Origin of the sequence: Streptomyces sp. NPDC058195, assembly GCF_042883525.1 — a bacterium.
Taxonomy (GTDB): Bacteria; Actinomycetota; Actinomycetes; order Streptomycetales; family Streptomycetaceae; genus Streptomyces.
In genome coordinates, this window is sequence record NZ_JBHVVM010000048.1 from 1 (window position 1) to 22,047 (window position 22,047).

Genomic DNA, 22,047 nt, shown 5'->3' on the forward strand with positions numbered 1-22,047 from the left:
GGCCGGCCCCGCCACCGGCCCCGGCGACTCTTCGCCGACCGCGGCTACGACTTCGACAAGTACCGCCGCCTTGTCCGAGCTCGTGGGATCACACCGAAGATCGCCCGTCGCGGCACCCCGCACGGCTCCGGCCTGGGCAAGACACGCTGGGTCGTCGAGCGGACCTTCGCCTGGTTGCACCAGTTCAAACGCCTGCGGATCCGCTACGAGATACGCACCGACCTCCATCTCGGTCTGCTTCAACTCGCCTGCAGCATCATCTGCTTGAGACGACTCCGGACTTCATTCTGAAACGATCAGTAAGACAAAGAGGCGAAGCACCCGAATGAGTGACGGGCCGTGCGCCCGCCAGCGGGCGTACCACCTGGCCAGACGGCGGGAGATCCCGGATACCGCCGCGCCGTGCGCGATCGGACGGCCTCTGTCCAGGCGCTCGCATATCGGCGACGCCCTTCCAGGGTCAGGGGACGTTGGGTTGCCCCGCCAGCCAGCCAGCCGGGGCGGACAGATAGAGAAGTGCCACGGCAGTGGCGTCGTCTCGCTCCCCGGTGAGGCCGTCACGGGCGGCAGCGGGCCAGGGCCCGTTCGTGAGGACCTGCGGGTGGGCCTCATGCGCGCGTACCAGTGCCTCGACCTCGTCACGGCCGACGGTGTCGTGGATTTCGTCGGCCGTGAGTAGCACGAGCCGGTCGGGGATCTCAGCTTCGCGGGCGGTGGCAACGACGGCTGTGGCGAGGGATACGCGGACCCATACGTCGCGATGGTCAGCGAGCTCTGCCGCTGGCCCGCCGCAAACGCGCGGGAACTGGCGCATGGTCTGGTCGGTGCTGTCCTGGCGGAGCCGGGTTCCGCCCCAGCCCCAGGCGCGGGCGTCGCCTGCCCAGGCGATCCGGGTGGTGTCGTCCCCAGGAGCGGTGAGCGCCACCACGGCGACGGCGTCTGGCTCGGGTTCCTCCTCAGCCCCGGAGCTGGGCACCAACTCGCTGGCGCTAAGGAGTCCGGCCAAGGCGCCGCGCCGGGTGGTGACGCGGTGAAGGTCATGGTGGGGAACGCGACCGCTTCGTCGAAGGGGACACGTGCCAGGAGGCAGTGGTGCAGCTGCCCGAGCATCCGCTTGAACAGATGCCACAACGCCTGCGTGTGCCAGTTCCCTCCTGCCCGGCGGCGCCGGAAGTGCGCGTCCGCGCCGGATGAACCACCGAGGGAGGCGAACACCTGCCAGTGAGCGACGTGGTTGAGCCAGCTGTTCTTCACGAACCGGCGACCGACGTAGCAACGTTTGCCCGAAGCCCGCGTGATCGGAGCCGAGCCGACGTACGCCTTTTCAGCACTGCGGTCATGCTGACACAGGCACAACCACCAGCCCAAGCACGAGAGCGGCACCTGCCGGGCTGATGCCGAAGTGCTGCTGAACTCAGCCGGACGGCAGTTCCTGGCGGGCCTGTGCGGCGTCGATGAAGACGTGCTGGCGCGGGCGTTGCCGTCCTGGGTGCGGCAGGACGGCAAGCTACCGGCTGGGGGCGGATTCCCGGCGGCGTGGTCGCCGGGCCGGTGGCGTTCGGCTGCCGCCTGTGCGCCGCCGGGCAATGGTTGCCGGAAGCGGTGGCGGCGCAGCGGCGATGGGTCTCGGTGGCACGGCGGGCGGTGCGGGCCGGGGCCGATCCGGAGCGGGTGTTCGCGCTGGCGCAAGCGGTAGTGGCCCGGTGGTGGGAGCAGGCCCTTGGCTGGGAGCGGGAGACGATCTGGCCAGGGCGCCTGCACCAGGTCGCGGGCGGGGGTGCCGGTGGTGATCTGGAGCGGTGGCGGATCGTGGGGCGAGACGCGGTCGTCTTCCCGGAGGTGGTGGCGGTGGCTGACGCGCTGCTGGACCCGGCCAGGGCCGAGCTGGTGTGGATGGACAGCGGTGCCGCGCGGCCGCGGGCGCTGTCCGCCGACGGGCTGTGCTGCCGCAAGCTCGGTGAGCGACTGGGGCGGGGATGGCTGGGGCCACGGGCGGCGACTGATCACGGTGGGCCGCTCATCGCGTGGATGGGCCGGTTCCTGCCGAGTTCGGGGACCGCGGAGCGTCCCCGGTCGGACGACCGGGTGGTGCCGAACGGGAGCGTGCGGATGCTGCGGACCGGCTCCGCGTGGCGGGACGTGCCGGAACGCGGGCGGCCGCCCGTGCTCGACCGGACGGCCTCCCGCGTTCGCAAGGTCGTCGAGCGCGGCTTCACCGGCCAGAGCAGTGGCGGGCCTGGCCAGCCGCTACCGCAGGACCCACTGGATTTGATCTTGGGGGACGACGCCTAGGATGCGGAGCATGAACAGGAGCACGCCGGCACATGGAGGCCCCACGCCGATGACGACGCCGCGGACCCGCTGGCAGGAGGCGGGCAACAGCGGAAACTTCGGCAAGCGGTTCGCCGAGCTCGTCGCCGCAGGCGAGGACATCGACGGTGAAGCCCGGCTCGCCGACATGCTCCTGCCGCGCGGCGCCCGGGTGCTCGACGCCGGTGCCGGCATGGGCCGGGTCACTGCGGCGCTTCTGCGGCGCGGGCACGACGTGGTCGCGATCGAGCCCGACGAGGCGCTCGTCCGGCAGGCCCGGGAGACCTACCCCGGGCTGCCGATCGAGGAACGCGACATCCTCGGCCTCGGCCCCGACGACGGCCCGTTCGACCTGGTCGTCTGCGTGGGCAACGTCATGGTCTACCTGGCCGAGGGCACCGAACGTGCGGCCCTGCGCGCGATGCGGGCCGTCCTCGGCCGGAACGGCCGGATCCTGGTCGGCTTCCACCTCCAGGACCGGCCGCCGCACGCCCACGCCTACACCGCGGCCGAGTTCGAGGCGGATCTCGCGGCCGCCGGACTCCGCGTCGACCTGCGGGCAGGCACCTACCAGCTGCACCCCGCGAACGAGGCCTACGGCGTCTGGGTCCTGAGTCGCGCCCAGGACGAGGCCGACAGGTAGAACCGCGGCTCGCGGGTCGGGACGCGTGAGCGGAACCTGCCCGGATCCGCGGCGGCGTGCCGACACTCCTCGGAGACGTGCATCTCCTACGCGGGCGGGAAACCATTCAGGGTGATCTTGCCGATCGCCTTGCCGGATTCCAGGACACGGTGGGCCTCGCGCAGGTTCTGCGCGTTGATCGTGCCGAGATCGGTGGTGGCGGGGGTCGTGAGGTTACCGGCGCCCACCAGTCGGGCGATCCGGCTCAGGACGTACCCCTGAACAGCCCGGTCCGGGGTGGGCCTGCACCCTGACGGTTTCACGTACCCAGTGGAGGGCTTCGTGGGCGCGGGAGGCGGGCGAAGCCTTCGTCCGGCGGCGTAGTGGGCTTCCCACCTGTCCGGAGCCGCGAGTGCGTGCATGACTACACCGCGTCCTCTGTGCGCTCGGCAACCACTGCGCGCGACGCAGCGCGGCGGACCGCCGGCGGGTAGCCCAGCCGGTCCGCGGCCTGTCGACGGAAAGCCTGGGGTGTGTCTTCATGAACGCGGCGATCCGTTCACCGCGGAGCTGGGCCAGCACGCGTTGGGCCGTGGCGGGCGCGACCCCGACCGTTTCACGGACGCCGGCGATCGTGACCGCCGGGTCGATGTCGAGGAGCGCGGCCACCCGGGCTCGGGGCTCACCTCGGGGCACCGCGTTGCTGCTGCCCTTCGGCCGGCCGGACGCACCTGCTTTCCCGGGACGGTCCTCACGGAAGGCCTGCACGATGCTGCGCGGCCAGTGCCCTACGCCATGGATGTCGACCGTGTGCGGCACGATGCGCGGGTCGGTCGTATACCCGTCCCAGGTCCGGGGCGTCACGTGCTGTTCGGCGGCGGCCTCCTGGCGGTCCTCCTCCTGGCGCTCCGCGCGGGCAGGCTCGGCCGGCTCGCGCGCTTCCCGCTCGGCCGTGTCCTCCGCCGCGGTCCGCTTGGCCGCCAGGCTCCGCCGTTACGCGGACCCGGCCTCCGTGAGCAGCACCAGCAGGCCCGGGGCTACGAGGTGCTGCCACACCCCGGTCCGGTCGCCCCTCTCCCAGCTCCCGCCGACGCCCCGGTGAACAGGCGCAGCAGGTGCGGGGAGTTCTATTGCGGCCCTTCCGCCCGCGAGCTGACTCGGCTGCGGGAGCGGATCGGTGGGGCTCAGGGCGGATCGGTGGGGCTCAGCCCCGGCATCTGGTTGCGGTCTACACCGGGCGTCGCCGCGGTCGAGCGGGACCGGCGGCCGAGGCCGGTCCTGCGGTTTGCCGACGGCGTCGGCTTCACTGTGCAGCTCCGCTCCAGCCATCCGAGCCTGCCTGCCCCGCTCTCCGTGGGTAACTTCGTCCTGGCGCTCGGCACATGGAAGGTCGAGATGCCTTCCAGTGGACGGACCGAGCTGCGGATGTTCGCCGAGGAGCACGGACAGCCCGCCCGCTGGACCTACGTCGATGCCACCTGCCTGAGCAGCCTGCCCAAGTGCCCCCACCCTTCTCCGAACGTGCCGTGCGGCAAGCGCGCACCGGGCCAGGCCGTCGGCAGCCGCGCGTGGACGCCCTGGTCACAGCGGCTGCCGCCAGTTGCGGTAGGCGTGCGGGGGCCTGGCGTAGCCGCTGTCGCTGAAGGGGTTCGGCAGCGTGCCGTCGAGGGTGCCGAGCAGGAAGTCGCCGAAGCCCGCCGCGAAGCGGACCCAGGCCGCTTCCCCGTAACGGTGCTGGCGCTTGAAGACGACGACGTCCCAGTCGTCCGGGTCGCGGGTGTCGCAGAGCCAGAAGGCCACGTCGCTGTTGGCGCTGCTCGCGAAAGGCAGGAGCCTTTCCTTCTCCAGGTCAGCTGGAGTGGTGCCCGTGGGAGTGGCCGGCTCCTCCCTGGGGTCGAAGTCCAGCCCGTCGAGGAGGTCGCCGTACGGGGACCTGTCCACCGGCGGCGTGCTGACCCCGAGGTACTCGTCCAGCTCCCCGCCGCCGTAGAGCGTGACGAAGTCACGGTAGTCGGCGGGCAGGCGCAGGCCCGTACTCCGTGCCAGCCCGTCCCAGTCAACGGTGTCACCCGGGCTGCCCGGCTCCCCGAGCAGGGCCGAGAGGCGGGTGATGGCCGGGTGAACCATGGCGGTGTCTCCTCCGTGGGTGGCGCGATTCGATCAGTCACCGTACTGTCCGGCATCCCATCCGCGCCGCTGTAGCCGGATGCCGGCCTCAGCGAGCACGGTGTACACCACCACAACGAGCCCGAAGGGACGCTGGGTGAACTTCCGGAGCAGGCCGATGACGGGTCGGTGACCGGACGCCAGCGAGCCCTGCCCCGCTGGCACACCGAACGGTTGATCACTGGACCCACCCAGGTCGTTGCCCAGTTCATGCCTAACGCAAGGTGCTGCCGATGGTCCGTGCTTGTTTGCCGCTATGGAGAACGCGGTCGAGAAGATCAAGGCCTGGTTTCGCTTCAGCCCTCGCGAGGGCTGGTTCCCTCAGGACACAGAGGGCCTGTGGGCAACCAGGCACCGCACTCCGTACCCGCTCAGCGCCGAGTGACGCTCCGTTATGGCTGGACATGGAAGAGAGCGATGGAAGGCAGGGGCGGGGCAAGCACTGCGCGAAGGCGGGTGAGTACGGCTCGCCACTGCTTCCAGTCCTCGGGGTCGACCCAGTTCGAGGCCAGCCCGTCCTCGTCGCTGACGATGCGAGCGAGGGCTTCGTCGGCGAGTGCCCGAAGTTCGGAAGGGAACGCGGGCATAGGTGTTTCCGGACCGCAGGACATGTCGACGGGTTCGCCTCCCGGGCATTGCGCCGCGATGAGTGCAGCGGCGGCCACCGCCTCTTCCGCTTCCGTGAGATAGCCGGTGGCGTCGATCGTCCGGATGAGAACGCCTCGGATCAGGGCTTCGCGCGCCTCGGGCTCGGCGTCATCAAGAGCGTGGGCGAAGTCCGCAGCTGTGTCGTTGTCGAAGGGACCGGTACCCCAGGTGCCCATACTGATCTCCCTTGCGTAAGGTTGCCCGGATCCTCGCATCAGGGACTGACAACACGACTACGGGGCGAGCAGGACCCGTTTGCGCAGGAGGTCGAAGCCTGCGCGGCCGAACATCTGGCGCTTGAGCATCTTGGATGGCCGGCCAGGCAGTGAGGCTGTCGGCCAGGGGCGAGCAGTGGGTGCGGGCCCAGCGTCGTCATACGAGGTTGCTGCGGCGGCGTTCGAGGTTGGCAGCGGACGGATCGATCCGTAGGTGCGGCGGGTCCTGGCGCGGGAGCTGGTGACGTCCCCGGAGACGGTCGCGCTCCGCCACGTTACTGGCCAGTATCAGGTTCCAGTATGTGTGGTTCCCGGTCCTTCGGCGAAGGTCGGCAGTAGTGACGTGCTGCGGCAGCAAATGGATGCGCGCGTTGCGCTGGACGACTCCCGGGGCGGCACCGTCGTCCAGGAGCTCGCGCTTGATCCGGTCGGGACATCTACCGCCGTGGCCGCCCCAGGGCGTCACCGTCGGCGATAGGGTCTCGTCATGCCGTATACGCCGATGCCGCTCCAACTCGACACCGATCGGCTGACGTTGCGCCAGTGGACCGAGCCTGACATCGACGCCCATCGCGTGCTCGTCGCGGAACGGGGCGGTGGCATGCCGCCGATCGAGGACAACCGGCGGATGATCGAGAATCAGCGGGCTGCGTCGGTACTGACAGGAATAGCTCTGCTGCCTGTCATCCGCCGCGACGCAGGCGACTTCATCGGATACTGCGGGCTCACTGTCGGCCGGGCTTCCGTCGACGAGCCGGAGATCGCCTACGAGCTGTTCCGGCGCGTACACGGACAGGGCTATGCCACCGAGGCGGCGTCCGCGGTGCTCAAAGCGGCGATCGCGACAGGGCGGAAGCGGCTCTGGTCAACGGTGCGTCCCTGGAACACGCCGTCGTTTCGCGTCCTCGAGAAGCTTGGGTTCCAGCGCGACCACGTCTCGGCCGAAGACAGTGGCGAACTGGTGTGGCTCACTCGTTCTCTGCCGTAGGGACACGCTGCGGAAAGTTAGAAAGTGGCCCCACCACGTCGGAGGCGTCACCACCGAGCCGGTTGTCCTCAGCCAAGCCCCTCGGATGACCGGACCCCTGTGATCTCGGTCGGTGCGGCGCTCCCCGCACGGCAGGCGGTGGCGGCTGGCGCCTGGTTGTCGATCGTGCACTCACCTGCCCCAAGGACGTGACGAAGGACCTGGCGGACCTGGTTCGTTGGGGGCCTTGGTAACTGCTGCGGGGAGATGGCTTCGCCCCGTGTGGGGCTTCAGCGGTCAGCTCGCGCCGCCGGTCCTCGTCTGCCACTACCGAGCTCCGCATCGGGCATCAGTGGCATCACTAGCTGAGGCGGCCGGATTCCCTAGGCATTGCCCGCTGGACGCGGTAGCTCCAGCGGGCGAGCGATCGGACGACGGTTTCGGCACCGACGGGGTTGGCGCTGTGCACGAAGACCACTCCGATCTGAAAGGGCCGCCCGTTGAAGGCGGCCTCTTCCATGAGGGTGACCACCGGCATGATGGTGTCGTCGCCGCCGAGATCGTGGTCGAGCCATAGTTCGTCAATGAAGCTGTCGCGGTGCTCTTCCAGGAGCTGGATCCCTTCACTGCTGGTGCGGGCAATCCGCGTGGCCCCGGGGAGCAGTCGGAGGTCGTCTATACCGAGGACAATCGGCGTCAACGCGATGGGGGCTTCTTTCACCGGACTATTTTCACAGCAGGCGAGCGAGACAGCCACGAGGTACTGAGGCTCTGCTGGACGAACCGCCGGTACCCCACCAGGCCCGGGTCCGCACGGTCATCCGCAGGAAAGCCCCTGACCTGCCGCAACGTCACCCTGGCCGACTTCATCATGCAGGCAAGGCTCCAGCGCCTGGCTGAGCAGGACTCACGGCTCCAAGGCGCCGACGCGCTGGCACCGGGCGTCCACGTACGCGTACGCCTCGCAGAGGACCGCGCTGAATTCCAGGGCTTCCTCACCCGGGCCGGTGTCCTCGAACCTGCAGCGGCCTCGAACCTGCGGAGGCCTCGACATGAGGAAGCACACGCTGACCAGCGGGAAGGTCGTCGAAGCCCTCGAAGACCTTCTGGCACACGCCGCCAGCCTCGCCGTCCGCTGGGAACGTCGCACTGAACTCCACGACGCCTTCGTCTCCCTCGCCTGCGGCCTCATCTGCTGGAGACCCCTCAAGAAGGCCCACTCCTGACCGCGCCCCAAGCAATCACGCACAGCGCAGCACCTCAAGAGGCCCTGGGGCTACTGGTGCGGCACGTGCCTGGTTCCAGCCGACTCTGCAGTGTCTGCCTCGGCTGCGGTGAGGCTGAGCCGTCCCTCGACTCCTTCTTCGACGACATCGACCAACAGCGTGCTCTCGTCGTCAAAGCGCAGGGTGAAGTGCGGATCGAGCTGTATCAGGAGGCCGAAGCTCTCCCTGTCCTCCGCGGCCAGGGGAGATTCGAGGGTTGCCTCGCACCTCCAGTTGTCTCCGGCGGAACGGACCACGATCCGCACACGAAGCCTTCCAGGACACGTCGATCGGTTGGCCCACCACTCAAGCGTCGCGGTGTCCTCGTAGCTCTCCACAGTTCAAGTATCGCGATCGAGTAGGCAGCCGTGTCAGCGATGCAGAACCTGAGGTCACGAACTCGTGTTACGAGCTCTATGGGCCTCTATGCCGCAGTTGGTGCTCTGGCCATCAGACAGGTTGTCGTTGTTGTTCACGAAACGGAACGGCGGGCGAACGCTTGCTGTGCGCGGACCAGGGCCCGGTTGCACGTGCGCAGCTGACCGCAAGCGGATCTGGCGGGCCTCTGTGCGGCGGGAGTCGTTCCTGCCACTCTGGAAGTCAGGGACACCGCTCGCTCGGCAGCCCTGAGGACCAGGTGGATCGGCGAGGGACAGCGGGGGCAACGGATGCCAGGCTTCTTGACGGACTTACCGACCTTCTGGGCCTTCGCGGCGGTCTGGGCGGGCGCTTTCACGGCGTTCATGGCGTTCTCGCTGCTCCGCCTCCGTTACGTGCTCCGGCGCGACCGACAGGCCATCGGACGCTTCTTCGAGACCGGTGACGCGAAGCCCGTTCTCGCCATGTACCACCTTGAGGGAGAGCGGGCCGCGACACAGGCCGGGATGCTGCTGCTCTCCGCCGGACCTCGCTCCTTCCGCGGCCAGCGCCAGCCGGTCCCGGAAGCAGGACCGGAAACGCACCCCCTGCTGGCATCACTGCAGACGGCCGTTGACGACGCCGGAGGGAGCGGCTCTCTGGAGGAGACGAGAGCTTCGTCCCGCTTCCCGGCCTTCCGCTCCCAGCTGCGGCGGACAGCACGGCACAGCCTCCCCGTTCGTCGGACGCGCGACGTGCCCGGCGCGAGGGAAGGGTGGGCCGCGGTGTGCGGTCTGTTCGCCGTCCTCGTCCTCGGCATCGGTTTCTACGCCCGCCAGCCGGGCTCGAACGGGCTCTGGTTCATGATCGCCCTGGCCGTGCATGTGCCGGTAGCGGTCTGGCTCGGTGTGGCGGACGGGCGGAGGGGATCGGAGCAGTGGCCCGAGTTCGGGGCACTGTGCGAGCGCTGCGTCGCCGAGGCGGGCGTTCGCGCCGTTGAACCGGAGCGGGTTGCCGGTACGGGCTCCGCCGCTACCTCCGGCTGGGCCAACGACGGCGGTGTCGGCGCGGCCAGTTCGTGCGGCGGTGGCTGTGGCGGCGGCTGCGGCGGCGGGGCATGAGCCGGTCGCGGCGTACCTCGGTACCTGGCGGGCCGGTCGGCGCTGTCCTGCAGCCGGAGTCCGGAAAGACCTTGATCTCACCGAGAACCACGTCCGCCGTCGCGCACCTACTGCATGATCTGGTGGCTCTCCGACCCCGACTTCGCCACCTCCTCCTGGCCGTCGGCGAGTTCAACCAGCCCCCGCGCTCCTCGTCCACGGCGTGGAGTGGCTGGCCGTCGCCAGAGCGCAGGAACTCCTGAACCGGTGGGACGGCGCCCGCCCGGCGGGCGCGAGTCAGAGCTCGGTGACAGCCCAGATACGTCGCCCGTCCGGACCGGCATCCGTTCCGCACCCAGCCACTCCGGGGACTGCGGTGATCTCGTGGAGAACATCGTCCCCGTCCGGGGCATGGCCAGGGGGCAGCCCAACCTGGTGGGACAGGGCGACGATGCACGCCAGCTGATCCTGGTCAGACAGATGCATGCTGATCCGGCGCCCGCCGTCGGCCACCGCCGCCGCGACGAGAAGCCCAGTAACCGCAGAGATCCCTTCGGCAGCCGCAGGAGTAGGCCGGTAGCCCCACTCCTCCAGCTGCGTCGTGATCTTCCGCTGGGCGATGTTCACCGCCCAGGGCGCGGACTCCAACGACCAGTTCACGCCCCGTCGGTTGCGCATGCTCACGCCACGCCGAGCCGTCCGCGCGAGAGAGCCAGGACCGGTCTCCTGCCCATCCGCTGACTCAGAGGGCGGCGGAGAGACCGGCTTCTTCGGCGGGGGCGGGGTCTTCGGCGGGTACGAGGGCGGGGTGGGCGGTTCGGTCACCGGCGCGGCCATGATGGTCTCCCGTCATCCGCAGTGCCCCTGGGCGGGTGCTCCGATGTCAGGGTAGGCCGGTAGCGGGGCGCACGGGGGTGGAATGGTCAGTAGCGCTGGGGGGGGAATCCGGCCCAGCCGTTCTTCTCCACCTGCTGCGCGGTGTCTGCCGAGGTAGCGAACTTCGGGCTCTGGCAAGATCTTCGTAGCCGAAGATCGTCTTGGTTCGGTGAGGGCTCAGTGCGCTATTGCAGTACCGCCCGCATCCTCGAATTCATCAAGGCTCAGTGCCGACACCAACCACCAAGGGAGCATGCCAGCCGTGGCAGACGTCAGAGTCACCTACGACAAGACTGCGAACGCAGCGTACGTGTACCTCACCGATCCGCAGGTCCGCACCAAGTCCTCGCGCATGTATCCCTGCGATCCGGTGGAGGTTGGCGGCATGATCAACCTTGACTTCGACGAGCAGGGGCGCCTCATCGGTATCGAGGTATTGGCGGCCAACTCCAAGCTGCCCGAGTACCTGCTCGAGTCATCTGAGCATCTTGACGCCGGAGGTGCATGAACTGGTTGAGCAGGAGAGGTGCCTTGCGCCGCATCAGGTTGGAAAAGCTTCGGTGTAGCGGCGGCGTAGGTGGGCGATCAGTACGACTCGGTGGCGCAGGAGCGGGACGCTGGCGCGGCCTGCCATGATGTGTTTCTGGAGCTTCACGTCGGTGATGCGGCCCTCGTTGACTCAGGAGTTGTAGGGGCTGGTGATCCCCTGGGCGACCGCGTGCCGGTCTCTACGCAGGGCGGTGGCGATGCCAGCGAGGGGCGGAAGTCCGCTGTTGGTGAGGTGATCGAGCCAGGCCGGCAGCGGTGTGGCGTCGCGGGTATCGAGCATGGCGGCGAACTGGCGGACCAGTTCGTGGGTGCGGTGAAGTTCCGGGCAGTGGTCGAGCAGCCGCCGCAGACGCTCCGCCGTCTGCGGGCCGTGCCGGACCGGGCTCGCGATGATCCAGCGTGCGGCTTCGCGTGGAGAGGGCGGTCGTTCGCGGGGCTCGTCCAGGGGCAGACCCCGCCGAAGGGGTGCGAGGGCCGTCTTCACGCGTTGGTAGTGGCCCAGGTAGCCCTTGCCAGCGAGTTCTTGGTGGAGGATCTTGGCGCTGTGTTCGCCCTCGTCCCAGCGTTGCTGCAGGTAGTCGAGGTACGGATCCAAGGCTGACGGGCGGCGGGGAGGGCGGCGCATCACCTCGTGCCAGCTGCGGGCTCTGGCGTATTTGCGGACGGTGCGGCAGTCCATTCCGAGTTCGCGGGCTGTGGCGGCGTAGGGGCGGCCGGCGTCGGTCAGCGCGTGGACGGCGTCGAAAAGCCGTTGGGCGTGCCGGCCCGCGGGAGTGTCCTGCCCCGGTTCCATTGTCGTCGAAGGAGGCGCCGGACCGGCCGGTTCGGGGGCAGGGAGTGCGGCCGGCAGGCAGCCGCGGTGGACGGCGGCGACTTCCTGAACGCGCCGGGACAGGCCCTGCCACAGGTGAAAACGGTCGCTGACCCGGACGATGTCGGGGGCACCGTCGGCTATGCCCTGCCGGTAGGTGAGGGAGCCGTCGCGGCAGGCGATCTCGACTCCGGGGTGCGTCCGGAGCCATCGGCTGAGCTGTTCGGCATCCCGGCCTTCCCCGAGCGTGAGCGGGAGGCGGGTGGTGGCGTCGACCAGGAGGGTGCCGTAGGTGTCGCCGTAGAGCGCGAAGTCGTCCGCTCCCAGCACCCGGGGTGTGACCGGTGGCGGTAGCGGCATCCGCATCAGCTGGGTGAGCACGGTGCACCGCGACAGTCTGACGTTCAGGACCCGCAGCATCCGGGCCCCGTCCCGGCCCGCCAGCACCACGCCGACCGACTCGACCATGTGCTGCAGCAGTGGTGTTCGCCGCTGGTAGCGCACGGTCAGCCCAGGAACCTGTTCGGCGAAGGTCACCTTCGGGCAGGACGGGTTCTCGCAGTACAGACGGCGCACGGACAAGTCGATCCGGACCGGACGGCCGCCGAGCGCCGCATCAGCGAGGTGCCGGACATAGCGGCTGTGGATCCAGTCGCTCAGGACCCCGCACCCGGTGCATCCCGCTGGAACACGGGATCGAGTACGAGCCTCGATCACCACGACAGGACCTGAAGTATCAGCCGAGAACACCAGCAACTCGGCCAAGTGCGGTAACAGCTTTGACAGTTCAACAGAGCACACTCAAAGGCTGCCCACCCCGCAAACCGGGCGACTGCCCGCATCGGGATGATCTTCGGCTACGAAAATCTTGCCAGAGCCGAACTTCGTCGTCCTCGGGCGGGAGGCCCGCGCGCTGGACGAGGGGAGCGGCGGGAGGCGGCGGTGCGCCACCCGTGGCGTTCGTCCCACACCAGGGGCGGGGGCGGGTGCAGGGATGTGCTCGGCGTCGAGGACGAACACGGCCACCACCAGCTCGTCGGTGGGGAGGTGGGATTCAAGCGCGGCCTTGGTGGTGGTCCACAGTTGGCGCGGTGGAGGGCGGTGGTGACGTCGGTCAGGTACGGGGTGGCTCGGCGGGCGCGCAGGACGGCTTCGGCGCGGATGGTGGCGCGGCGGACCTGTCCGGCCGGGTAGCCGAGTGCGGCGGCGGCCTGGGCGGGAGTGAGGGCGGGGGCGGCGTTCACGCGGTCCGCGATGCGGTCGGCGCGCAGCCGGGCGAGGGCGGTCTGCGCGGTGTCGCGGTGGATTCCGAGGCGGGCGGTGACGGTGGCGGCACCCTGCTTGTCCCGGTCGACCGGCAAGCGTCCGGCCGCGTCGCCTCCGCCGGGGGCCTTGGTGATGGCACCGTCCACGGCGATCCGGTCACGGTCGGGACCGACAACGCGGTCGTAGGCACCGAGCGCGATCTGCGTCACCTGCGTGAACACGCCCAGGCGTAACCACTCGTCGCGGCGGGTGCGGATCGGGGTGGCTGAGCAGGTGGAGTCTGCGATCGCTTCGTAAGAGCAGCTGAACCGGAGGGCCTTGAACAGTTCGCCGAAGACGAGCCGGTCGCCGATCCGGCGCCGGTGGCAGCCCAACGGGTGGCCCTGATCAGACTCGGGCCGCTGTGGCAACAGGGCGGCAAACTGGTCCCAGAGCGGTTCGTCAGCCGTGATGGCAGCGCAGTCACAGGTCTCCTCCGTGATCACAGAGCGTCGCAACTCCCTGATCACGGACCTCTGCCTGTGCCTGTGCCTGTGCCTGTGCCGTCTGTCAGCTGGCCTCGCTTGCTGACGATCTGCGCGGCCTCCAGGGCCGCGATGCCGCAACGAGCGGTTCATTGCTCGTCCTCGAAGCCCTCCACGTCGACAGGCTGAGTTCCGTTAAAGGTCACAAGGATTCCGTAAGGGCCCGCCATCCGGAACCTGCTCTCGGTGAACCGGATCGCCCAGGTCTGGTCGGCCCACACCACCGCTTCGGGAACTGCCAATGGCAGCTCTGGAAGGTCCAGCCAGCTCAGTTCCTCGGGTGTGAGTTCAAAGTGCCGCTCCCGGAGCCGGGTCCGGCAGTACCGCAGGGCTTGGCCGACGAAGACGTCGAAACGGCTCACCACGTCGTGAACGAGTTGGAGGGTGACCTCTTCAGGCGGCGCGGCAGGCTCCATCACCAGACTGACAGCCGCCGCGTTGCCGCCTGCCGGCTCCGGGAGGCAGCCGGTCCAGCAGGCCAGGGATGACGGGCTCTCCGTCCTTTTCAATGCAAGCCCGGCGATATGCAGCGTTGCGGGCAAGTCCACGCCAATGCCCGAGATACTTGGCGATTCGCCGTCGTCCGACATCGGCTCAGCATAGGCCAAGCCCCGTCACGCCGACTGTCGGCAGCCAGACACACGGTGCCGGGCATGGCCGCTTCCTGCTCCCGCCGGAGGAGGTACTGCTGTGACCGCATGAGGTCGGCCAGGGAGTACCGGACGCCTTGGTCGGCTTGGCCGCGATCACCGGCTCTGCCCCGTGCCGCCCGGCTTCCGCCGCGATCACCGTCACCTCCGCCACGGTGACCTCGCCGCGGCCGAATGTGTGGCAAAAGGCCCGGTCAGCATGGGTGCTGGCATCTGGCAGCAGCTACGTCGGGACGTCCACCGCCAGCACCAGCCTGCCGTCCGCAGCCCGTGGCAGCAGCACCCCGGACAAGGCCCGGCGAAGCCGGGCGATGCCGATCTGCCCCTGGTTGAGTCCACCGCACAGGGCTCCGTACACGGCTCCGTACAGGGCTCCGTGACCACGACGATGTTCAGGCGCGAAGGCCGGGTCGACCAGCGTCCGCACCTGCCCGTCCGTACACAACAGCGCGTCGCCCCGAGCCGTCAGGCACGCGCACAGCTCCGACCGGAAGTGTGACGCTTCCGCGAACGCGCCCCGCAGAAAGCTCTGACGCACCAAAATCACGGCCGCGGTCTTCGTGCTGATCCTCTGCCTCTGTGACGGAGCGAAGGATCAGCCGAAGGCCGCTTCCACCTCCGGTGAACTGCGAAAACCCTCCCCAGGTTCGAGCCGCGTTCGACGGCGGACCGCGCGACAAGCTCCGTGCCTGTTCGCAGTTTCGTGACGCGTTCTCCGAGGTCGGAGTGTCGTGACCGGCACCCGGGCCCAGCGGGCGGCCGGTGACTGTAGCGAGAACTCCTCTTCTCCGGCACTCGCGGGCTGTGGACGATCCGTGGGTACTCATCGCACGGATTCAAACCTCTGTATGACTACGGGCCGGGACCAGGAGGCTGCCGGGGAGCACAAGAGGGGCCTGTCGGCCATACGCCAGCGGGATCAAGACCTATTGCATCGATATCACACAGTTCTGCCTGCTGCGAGACAGCCTCTAACCACCGCGGCTCAGTTGCCGCAGCCGGTTCCGCGAAGGGGGATTGACGGTCACGTGACCACATTCCCCAGGGGCGAGGCGGCCCGCCCGAGAGCATCGCCCGCGGTCGGTGGCTACGCGTCTCTTCCGCACACGATCGGCCCGAACGAGGCAGCACACCCCGTCGGCACCAACACCCCGGGAGCGGGGTGCACTCCGGTCGGGCCGCCGCCCCGGTCTCCGCTCTGTGCGGCGCGTGTTCCACCGCGCCACCGTCTGACCCACTTCCACGACATCACCACACGGGCCACCGGCCGGCCGCATGGCCATGTGCTCCTACGCCGGGGCCCGATGCGAGAGGAACACCTGTATGAGCCTGCCCACCACATCTGTCCGGCCCTGGAAGCAGTCCGGCCGCCGATTCCTCGCGATCGCCGGTTCCTGTGGCCTGGCCGTGGCCTCGCTGACCGCCATGGCCCCGGCCGCGCACTCCGTCCCTGCCCCACCCGCGGCGCGGACCACGGCTGAAGCACCGCTCGCCTACGTGACGAACTACAGCGACGACACGGTCTCCGTGATCGACACCGCCACCGCCACCGTCACGTCCACCTTCCCGGTCGGCGACGGCCCCAAAGGCGTGGCCGCCTCCCCGGACGGGGCCCGCCTCTATGTGAGCAACGGGGACGCCGGCTCCGTCTCCGTGACCGACACCGCGACGGGAACGGTCACCGCGACCATCCCCGTCGGCAGTGGTGCCAACGGCATCGCGGTCTCGCCCGACGGAACCCGCGCCTACGTCGTCAACAGCGCCCTCCAGCAGCTGACGGTGATCGACACCGCGGCCAACACCGTGACCGCCACCATCACCGTCGGCAGCGCCCCGCAGGAGGTGGCCGTCTCCCCGGACGGCAGCCGCGCCTACGTCACCAACTACAACGCCCGCTCGGTATCGGTGATCGACACCGCGACGAACACCGTGACCGCCACCGTCAACGTCGGCGGATTCCCCCAGGGCGTCGCCTTCACCCCCGATGGCAGCCGCGCCTATGTCACCCGCCCGTTCTCCAACTCCGTCGTGGTGATCGACACAGCCACCAACGCCGTGTCCGCCAACGTCCCTCTCACCGATGGCCCGTACGACGTCGCCGTGTCCCCGGACGGTGCGCACGTCTACGTCTCCCGGGGCCAGGGCGCCACCGTCGCCACGATCGACACCGCGACGAACACCGTGTCCGCGACCACCGCCTCCGGAAGCACCCCCAGGGGGGTGGCCGTCACCCCGGACGGCGGCCAGGTCTACGCCGCCAACGGCAACTCGGCCACCGTCTCCGTGATCGACACCGCCACCCACACCACCAGCGGCGTCCCCGTGGGCACGACCTCCGTCGACATCGCGATCGCCGGGCGCCCCACCGCCGATGTCGGCGTGGAACTGACCGCCACCCCCCGCCCCAGCCTGCTCAACGGCCGCATCGACTACACCGTGACCCTCACCAACCACGGACCCCACACCCTCGCCTCCGGCACCGTCACCCTGGACCTGCCCACCCCCACCGGAGCGACCAGCCCCGACTGCACCCTCACCACCGGAAAGGCCACCTGCACCACCACCGGCCTCGCCCCCGGCGCCAGCACCACCCGCCAGATCACCGTGCCCGTCGCCGTCCTCAGCCTCGGCACCCCCTACACCGTCACCGCCACCCGCACCACCAGCACACCCACCGACCCCAACCCCGCCAACGACAGCGCATCCCGCACCTGCACCGCCATCACCTCACTCCTCATCAACTGCACCTGACACGTCCCAGCACCAGGAGGTCCGGACAGCGGCCCATCACCGGCCGTTCCTCCCCGGTGCGGGGAGGAACGGCCGGTCCCATGACAAACGGTGACGATGGCGGCGCTGATGGCGGGTTCGGCGTCGAGCAGTTCGGCGGGGAGAGCGGGGAGCTGGTCGCGCGGGGCCTGGACCCCGGGGCCCCGGGGCCGGCCGCCCGCGGTCGCGACGGCGGCCCGGCTGACTGACTGGCTGGCTGGCTGTCTGTCTGTCTGTCTGTCTGTCCTGGTGGTGCCGGACCGTGCTCCGGGGCCAGTGCTCGGCTCCGCCCGCCCTGGTCCTGGCCACGGTCAGGGCCGGGTGGGTCTTGCAGGTGTTCCAGGTGGTGGTGGGGGGGGGTAACTCCCGGCAGCACCGCGAGTGACTCCCGGCAGCGCCACGCACTCCCGGCGGTCCAGGAGGTCGCCGTCGTCCTCGCCCTCCGGGAGCGGGGGGACCGGCCTGCCCGGGAGAGGGGCATCGACCTGGTCGCCGTCGTAACAGCCGCGTACGGGCTGGTACGAACTGGCCGGGGCCGGGAAACTCTGGGCCACATACGGCTTGAGACGGAGGAACGCCGGTCCTGGGAGTTCTCAACCGGCATGGTTTTCATGGAATCGTGCTGACGGACAGGGCACCCGGCTCAGCCCTGCTCTTCAGCGGAGCTGCCCATGGTCTCCCTCAGGCGGCGCCCCCACCGCTCCATTCACAGGTGCTGTGGGCATATGACACACCCTCCGCCGCCTGGCACGGGCAGCGGAGAAGTGGTTGACATGATTCCGCACAAACCCCCTTTCGCGAGCGATCTTGCGAATGACACGATCGGGGCGGAGTACGCGTCTTGTACCCATCTCCCGATCGAAAGTGTGACCGTCAACAGATGCCTATATCCCTCGGCGTGGCGCGCCGTACAGCCGGTGCAGCCGCGCTCTCCCTGGCCACCGCCCTGACCGGACTCGCCTTCCCCGCCACCGCGCAAGCGGCCGTGACCTGCTCTGCCGGTGTGTGGAAGGCCCAGTACTACGCCAACACCACACTCACCGGCACCCCGAAGGCCACCGTCTGCGATGCCTCCGTCGCCGAGAACTACGGCCTCGGCGACCCCGCGGGCGTCACCCTGCCGCGGGACAACTTCGGCATCCGCTGGAGCACCAGCCGCAACTTCGGCTCCGGCGGCCCCTTCGACCTCACCGTCGCCGTCCAGGACGGCGCCCGCGTCTACCTCGACGGCCACCGCAAGATCAGTCTGTGGAGCGACGTCAAGCGGACCCAGAAGAAAACCCTCCGCCTCACCATCCCGCGCGGGGTCCACACCCTGCGCGTGGACTTCGCCGCCTTCACCGGCACCGCCAGCATCGCCTTCGCCTACAAGCCCGTCATCGGCGCCGCCTACGACAAGACCGCTCCCCTGGTCCCGGCCGGCCTGAAGGCCGTCTACGGGGCAGCCACCCTGAAGACGGCCCTGTCCTGGACCCGCAACTACGAGCTGGACCTGGCCGGCTACCGCGTCTACCGCCGCACCGGCAGCACCGGCGCCTGGAGCCTGCTCAACAGCACACCGGTCACTGGCGCCGCCTTCACCGACACTCCCCCGGCCACCGGCGCCACCTACGAGTACGCCCTCCGCGCCGTCGACCGCTCCGGCAACCTCTCCCCGCTGTCCTCCCCGACGCGCGTCGTCAGCGCCGACAAGACGGCCCCCGCCGCCCCCGCCGGACTCACGGCCACGTACGACGGGTCCGGCGCCCGGCTCTCCTGGCCTCCGGTGAGCGGGGCGAGCTCCTACGAGGTGCAGCGGTCCCTCGCGCCCAAGGGGCCGTTCTCCTCCATCGCCTTGCCCACTCAGAGCACCGTCCTGACCGACGTCAACGCCGCCGTGGGCCTGACCTACTACTACCGCGTGCGGGCACTGGACGTCGCGGGCAACGCCTCCCCGTACTCCGCGCCCGTCCAGCTCGACGCGACCGAGCTCAAGCCCCTGCCACCGGCGAACGTCTCGGCCAACGGCCGGATCGACCGCAGCACCGTCGGCTGGCGGTACGACGGTGACGCGTCCCACCGGTTCCACGTCTACGCCTCGGAGTCGGCCACCGGCCCGTGGACCCGGCTGACCGAAACCCCGGTCACCGGCCCCGGCTACGACGACTTCACGGCGCCCGTCGGCCACGTGCGCCACTACCAGGTCAGGACGGTCACGACGCACGGCACGGAGTCGAACCCCTCGGCGACGGCCTCGGCCACCCGCACCGGCGACGTCACCCCGCCGCACATGCCGTACGGCCTGAACGCGTGGAACGGCACCGACGGCGTGCACCTCGCCTGGACGGCCAACACCGACGACACGGACCACTACCTCGTCATGCGCAAGCCGATGTTCGGCGCGTGGGAGCAGATCGCCGTGGTGCGGGACGCCGGGTACCTGGACGCCAGCGCGCCGGTCGACGAGCAGTTCGGCTACACCGTCCGCGCCGTCGACGCGGCCGGCAACATCTCTCCGATGCCCGAGCCCGGCTATGGAACCGTCTACGGCAAGCGCCTGCCGGTCTACGGGAAGCCGGCCGCGCCCGCCTCGGTGGCCGCGACGGCCGAGAACGGCAACGTCACGGTGGAGTGGACCGCGAGCACGTCGACCGATGTGGCCGGCTACTACGTCTACCGCACCACCTCCTCGGACCCCACGTCGGCCTACTCGGTCTCCCCGCTGCTCACCGGGACGACGTTCACGAACGAGAACGTGCCCGCAGGCCAGACGTGGCACTACGTGGTGCGCGCCGTCAGCACGCACAGCATGTGGTCCGACTTCTCGCCGATGGCCGAGGTCACCGTGCCCTGCCCGGTCATGACCGCACCGGCCGCTCCCCGGGTCACGGGCGGCAGGGGCGCGGACTACGTCCGGCTCAACTGGCAGGTCGGAGCGTGCGACCAGGGTGCCACCGTCTCGTACAACGTCTACCGGTCCACGTCCGACTCGGATGTCTTCACTCCTGAGCACCGCATCGCTTCGGGCGTGACGGAACTGACGTACACGGACCCCGGCCTGGCTCCGGCGTACTACTACTACGTCGTCACCGCCGTGACCGCCGACGGCACCGAATCGGCCCCGCAGACCAGGCCGTTCGGCATCTCGACGCAGAGTCCCTGACGCCCCGTCCGATCCCTCAGGCCCGCTGTCCGGACGCCCTCACGCCTCCGGACAGCGGGCCTCCCCCGCTCCAGCCAGGACTCGGAGCCGACCAACGGCTCCGTCGTCGCGGCCCAGTACCAGCCCGTGCCCCCAGGAGAAGTACAGGGTCGCTCTGGAGCCGGTCGGCGGGCTGATGGTGGCGGTGGCGGCCGCAGGTTTCTCCCCACCTGACCGTCGCGAGAGCGAAGCGTGTGTCCGTGGAGGACCCTGTGCGTCACCGTTCCTTCCTCCTCTGACGACCAGCCCGGCCGGTGCCGCGGTTCCCGGCCCGTCGGCAGGGAGGCCGCGGCGGTGATGTGCCGCGGCAGCGGCTCGACGCGCTCTGGCGCCGGACGGCTCCCGGGGCGGCCACGACACCCTGGAGCGGACCGCGCTCGCCGACGCTCAGGAGGCCGTCGCGCTCCAGGCAAGGTCGGCCGCCCAGCGCACCGGGCAGCAGCTCTTCTCCCTCGCGGCCGACCACACCGCGACCGCGGCCTGACCGCGCGTGGACGCCCGTCAGAGCGCCCGCGCCCGGCCGCCGCACGAGCGGTCCCCGCATCGGGCCGGGCTGGCGCAGGACCCGGTCGCGACCAGGCACCGCATCGGCCGGTCGGCACGCCGGACCGCTACTTGCCGGCGTGCTGGCCGACGTAGAACAGCAGCCAGACGAAGGCGGCGAACAGGTGGGTGCCGAAGATGTAGAAGAAGGCGCGCAGCGCGACGCCCTTCTCCTTCTCTTTCTCCTCGTCCCTGACGGCCTTCTTGCCGCGCACTGGCTGCGCGGTGTCCTCGTCGCTCATCGGTTTCTCTCTCCGGTCATCGGTGGGTGGTCAGTGCACGGGATCTCGAACCGGACCAGGACGGTCTTGCCGGTGTGCCGCGTGGCCGGCTCCACGCTGACCTCGCCCCCGTATTCGGCAGCCAGCTCGGACACCCTGCGCGGTCCGGCGCCCATGCCCTCGCCTGACAGTTCCGGCAGCCGGGGCTCGGTGTCCTCCACGCTGATCACCAGCGTTCCCCGGACGGCCGTTATCCCGGCATCGGCGCACGGGGAGTGCGGCGCGTGCCGCAGCACGTTGGTGACCAGCTCACTGGCCACGAGGAGTACCGCGTCGGCGAAGGCCGACCGGCGTGCGACCCAGCTCTCCGCGAACCGCCCGGCCACCGCTGCCCTGGCCCGGGTCACCGCCCGCGGCCCTACCGGTACGGACGCGATGTGCCGCACGCCCGGCCAGGCGTGTTCCGGAGCGGCCGCCGGGCCGCCCCCGCTCCATGGCAGCCGAAGCCCGCGGGCGCCTCTCACGACACCGGCTTCCCGCAGGCCGGCTCCGTGCAAAGGTCCTGCTCCCCGGTGAGGCGGCTCACTGGACTGCGGGCCAGCCGCTGGTGCGCCATTCCTGTCCCCCTTCGGCCGACGCGTCGGCGCCGGGGTTCACGGCGAGGGCGGCGAGGGCGGCGAGGGCGGCGGTCAGGTCGCAGTGGACCTCGATCGGGGGGTGGTCACCGACGGGGACCAGGGATCCGTCGGCGGGGATCGCGGCCAGATGGAGGGGCCGGTCGTGGGCGGCCAGTTCGCGTGCGGCGTCCGCGAGGGCCAGCTGGCCCTCGGCCGACCAGCCGTGCAGGCCGGCGCAGTCGACGACGACCGGGCCCGTGCCCCGGGCCAGTGTCCAGCCGACGGCCCCGGTGAAGCGGTGCACCGCGTCGCCGCCCAGGTATCCGGCCACCGACAGCACCCCGAGGTCCTGCTCCATGGTGTAACGCCATTCGATCGTCATCGTGGTGG

The 22,047-nt window shown here is 70.0% G+C and carries 22 protein-coding genes and 2 pseudogenes; 10 read left to right on the top strand and 14 right to left on the bottom strand.

Features of this window, described 5'->3' with window-relative positions:
• Window positions 1-291, top strand: a 291-nt coding sequence (locus tag ACFVWY_RS34230; protein ID WP_389878838.1) for a transposase, incomplete at its 5' end; no start/stop codon positions are given.
• Between the two features lie 169 nt (window positions 292-460).
• Here the strand turns inward: ACFVWY_RS34230 and ACFVWY_RS34235 are convergent.
• A complete protein-coding gene (locus tag ACFVWY_RS34235) occupies window positions 461-1,006 on the bottom strand; it encodes a hypothetical protein (protein WP_389878839.1) in 546 nt (181 codons plus the stop codon).
• Between the two features lie 530 nt (window positions 1,007-1,536).
• Here ACFVWY_RS34235 and ACFVWY_RS34240 point away from each other — a divergent pair.
• Both ACFVWY_RS34240 and ACFVWY_RS34245 read left to right on the top strand, forming a co-directional pair.
• Window positions 1,537-2,292 (top strand): hypothetical protein, encoded by a 756-nt coding sequence (locus ACFVWY_RS34240; RefSeq protein WP_389878840.1) that lies wholly within the window; start codon window positions 1,537-1,539, stop codon window positions 2,290-2,292.
• Window positions 2,293-2,341: 49 nt separating this feature from the next.
• Window positions 2,342-2,953: a class I SAM-dependent methyltransferase gene (locus tag ACFVWY_RS34245; RefSeq protein WP_389878841.1), complete on the top strand. Its 612-nt coding sequence runs from the start codon at window positions 2,342-2,344 to the stop codon at window positions 2,951-2,953.
• 86 nt (window positions 2,954-3,039) lie between these two features.
• On the opposite strand, the gene ACFVWY_RS34250 is transcribed toward ACFVWY_RS34245, so the two are convergent.
• The 3 genes from ACFVWY_RS34250 to ACFVWY_RS34260 form a co-directional block, all read right to left on the bottom strand.
• Window positions 3,040-3,255, bottom strand: coding sequence for a hypothetical protein (locus tag ACFVWY_RS34250; protein WP_389878842.1), 216 nt, complete (start codon window positions 3,253-3,255; stop codon window positions 3,040-3,042).
• A 1,258-nt stretch (window positions 3,256-4,513) separates the two neighbouring features.
• Entirely contained in the window at window positions 4,514-5,059 is a 546-nt protein-coding gene (locus tag ACFVWY_RS34255) for an SMI1/KNR4 family protein (RefSeq protein ID WP_389878843.1), read from the bottom strand.
• A 431-nt stretch (window positions 5,060-5,490) separates the two neighbouring features.
• Window positions 5,491-5,922, bottom strand: a complete 432-nt coding sequence (locus ACFVWY_RS34260) for a DUF4259 domain-containing protein (protein WP_389878844.1) — start codon at window positions 5,920-5,922, stop codon at window positions 5,491-5,493.
• Between the two features lie 526 nt (window positions 5,923-6,448).
• Here ACFVWY_RS34260 and ACFVWY_RS34265 point away from each other — a divergent pair.
• Window positions 6,449-6,949: a GNAT family N-acetyltransferase gene (locus tag ACFVWY_RS34265; RefSeq protein WP_389878845.1), complete on the top strand. Its 501-nt coding sequence runs from the start codon at window positions 6,449-6,451 to the stop codon at window positions 6,947-6,949.
• Window positions 6,950-7,289: 340 nt separating this feature from the next.
• Here ACFVWY_RS34265 and ACFVWY_RS34270 read toward each other — a convergent pair whose 3' ends face one another.
• Window positions 7,290-7,649 carry a cyclic-phosphate processing receiver domain-containing protein gene (locus tag ACFVWY_RS34270; protein ID WP_389878846.1) on the bottom strand — a complete coding sequence of 120 codons (360 nt, stop codon included), beginning with the start codon at window positions 7,647-7,649 and terminating at the stop codon, window positions 7,290-7,292.
• A 331-nt stretch (window positions 7,650-7,980) separates the two neighbouring features.
• On the opposite strand from ACFVWY_RS34270, the gene ACFVWY_RS34275 reads away from it, so the two are divergent.
• Window positions 7,981-8,154, top strand: coding sequence for a hypothetical protein (locus tag ACFVWY_RS34275; protein WP_389878847.1), 174 nt, complete (start codon window positions 7,981-7,983; stop codon window positions 8,152-8,154).
• A 50-nt stretch (window positions 8,155-8,204) separates the two neighbouring features.
• Here the strand turns inward: ACFVWY_RS34275 and ACFVWY_RS34280 are convergent, their stop codons facing one another.
• Window positions 8,205-8,531 carry a hypothetical protein gene (locus tag ACFVWY_RS34280; RefSeq protein WP_389878848.1) on the bottom strand — a complete coding sequence of 109 codons (327 nt, stop codon included), beginning with the start codon at window positions 8,529-8,531 and terminating at the stop codon, window positions 8,205-8,207.
• A gap of 342 nt (window positions 8,532-8,873) precedes the next feature.
• Here ACFVWY_RS34280 and ACFVWY_RS34285 point away from each other — a divergent pair, with 342 nt between their 5' ends.
• Window positions 8,874-9,671: a hypothetical protein gene (locus ACFVWY_RS34285; RefSeq protein ID WP_389878849.1), complete on the top strand. Its 798-nt coding sequence runs from the start codon at window positions 8,874-8,876 to the stop codon at window positions 9,669-9,671.
• Window positions 9,672-9,947: 276 nt separating this feature from the next.
• Here ACFVWY_RS34285 and ACFVWY_RS34290 read toward each other — a convergent pair whose 3' ends face one another.
• Window positions 9,948-10,328, bottom strand: coding sequence for a hypothetical protein (locus tag ACFVWY_RS34290; protein WP_389878850.1), 381 nt, complete (start codon window positions 10,326-10,328; stop codon window positions 9,948-9,950).
• Window positions 10,329-10,779: 451 nt separating this feature from the next.
• Between ACFVWY_RS34290 and ACFVWY_RS34295 the strand changes: the two genes are divergently transcribed.
• Window positions 10,780-11,034: a DUF2283 domain-containing protein gene (locus ACFVWY_RS34295; protein ID WP_389878851.1), complete on the top strand. Its 255-nt coding sequence runs from the start codon at window positions 10,780-10,782 to the stop codon at window positions 11,032-11,034.
• A 171-nt stretch (window positions 11,035-11,205) separates the two neighbouring features.
• Here the strand turns inward: ACFVWY_RS34295 and ACFVWY_RS34300 are convergent, their stop codons facing one another.
• From ACFVWY_RS34300 to ACFVWY_RS34315, 4 genes and pseudogenes are all read right to left on the bottom strand, one after another.
• Window positions 11,206-12,687 (bottom strand): ISL3 family transposase, encoded by a 1,482-nt coding sequence (locus ACFVWY_RS34300; protein ID WP_389878852.1) that lies wholly within the window; start codon window positions 12,685-12,687, stop codon window positions 11,206-11,208.
• Window positions 12,688-13,220: 533 nt separating this feature from the next.
• A pseudogene (locus ACFVWY_RS34305) lies at window positions 13,221-13,618 on the bottom strand (IS5/IS1182 family transposase); the annotation flags it as partial.
• A gap of 147 nt (window positions 13,619-13,765) precedes the next feature.
• Window positions 13,766-14,266, bottom strand: coding sequence for a hypothetical protein (locus ACFVWY_RS34310; protein ID WP_389878853.1), 501 nt, complete (start codon window positions 14,264-14,266; stop codon window positions 13,766-13,768).
• A gap of 286 nt (window positions 14,267-14,552) precedes the next feature.
• Window positions 14,553-14,849: pseudogene (locus ACFVWY_RS34315) on the bottom strand (hypothetical protein); the annotation flags it as partial.
• Between the two features lie 800 nt (window positions 14,850-15,649).
• Between ACFVWY_RS34315 and ACFVWY_RS34320 the strand changes: the two are divergent.
• The 3 genes from ACFVWY_RS34320 (at window position 15,650) to ACFVWY_RS34330 (ending at window position 20,237) form a co-directional block, all read left to right on the top strand.
• Window positions 15,650-17,077: a beta-propeller fold lactonase family protein gene (locus tag ACFVWY_RS34320; protein WP_389878854.1), complete on the top strand. Its 1,428-nt coding sequence runs from the start codon at window positions 15,650-15,652 to the stop codon at window positions 17,075-17,077.
• An 80-nt stretch (window positions 17,078-17,157) separates the two neighbouring features.
• Entirely contained in the window at window positions 17,158-17,304 is a 147-nt protein-coding gene (locus ACFVWY_RS34325) for a hypothetical protein (RefSeq protein ID WP_389878855.1), read from the top strand.
• A gap of 671 nt (window positions 17,305-17,975) precedes the next feature.
• Window positions 17,976-20,237, top strand: a complete 2,262-nt coding sequence (locus tag ACFVWY_RS34330) for a PA14 domain-containing protein (RefSeq protein WP_389878856.1) — start codon at window positions 17,976-17,978, stop codon at window positions 20,235-20,237.
• A 650-nt stretch (window positions 20,238-20,887) separates the two neighbouring features.
• Here the strand turns inward: ACFVWY_RS34330 and ACFVWY_RS34335 are convergent.
• The 3 genes from ACFVWY_RS34335 to ACFVWY_RS34345 form a co-directional block, all read right to left on the bottom strand.
• Window positions 20,888-21,061 carry a DUF6126 family protein gene (locus ACFVWY_RS34335; RefSeq protein WP_389878857.1) on the bottom strand — a complete coding sequence of 58 codons (174 nt, stop codon included), beginning with the start codon at window positions 21,059-21,061 and terminating at the stop codon, window positions 20,888-20,890.
• Window positions 21,058-21,447, bottom strand: a complete 390-nt coding sequence (locus ACFVWY_RS34340; protein ID WP_389878858.1) for an ATP-binding protein — start codon at window positions 21,445-21,447, stop codon at window positions 21,058-21,060. The genes ACFVWY_RS34335 and ACFVWY_RS34340 overlap by 4 nt, the downstream gene beginning before the upstream one ends.
• A 175-nt stretch (window positions 21,448-21,622) precedes the next feature.
• Window positions 21,623-22,039 (bottom strand): anti-sigma factor antagonist, encoded by a 417-nt coding sequence (locus tag ACFVWY_RS34345; RefSeq protein ID WP_389878859.1) that lies wholly within the window; start codon window positions 22,037-22,039, stop codon window positions 21,623-21,625.
• Window positions 22,040-22,047: the final 8 nt, after the last annotated feature.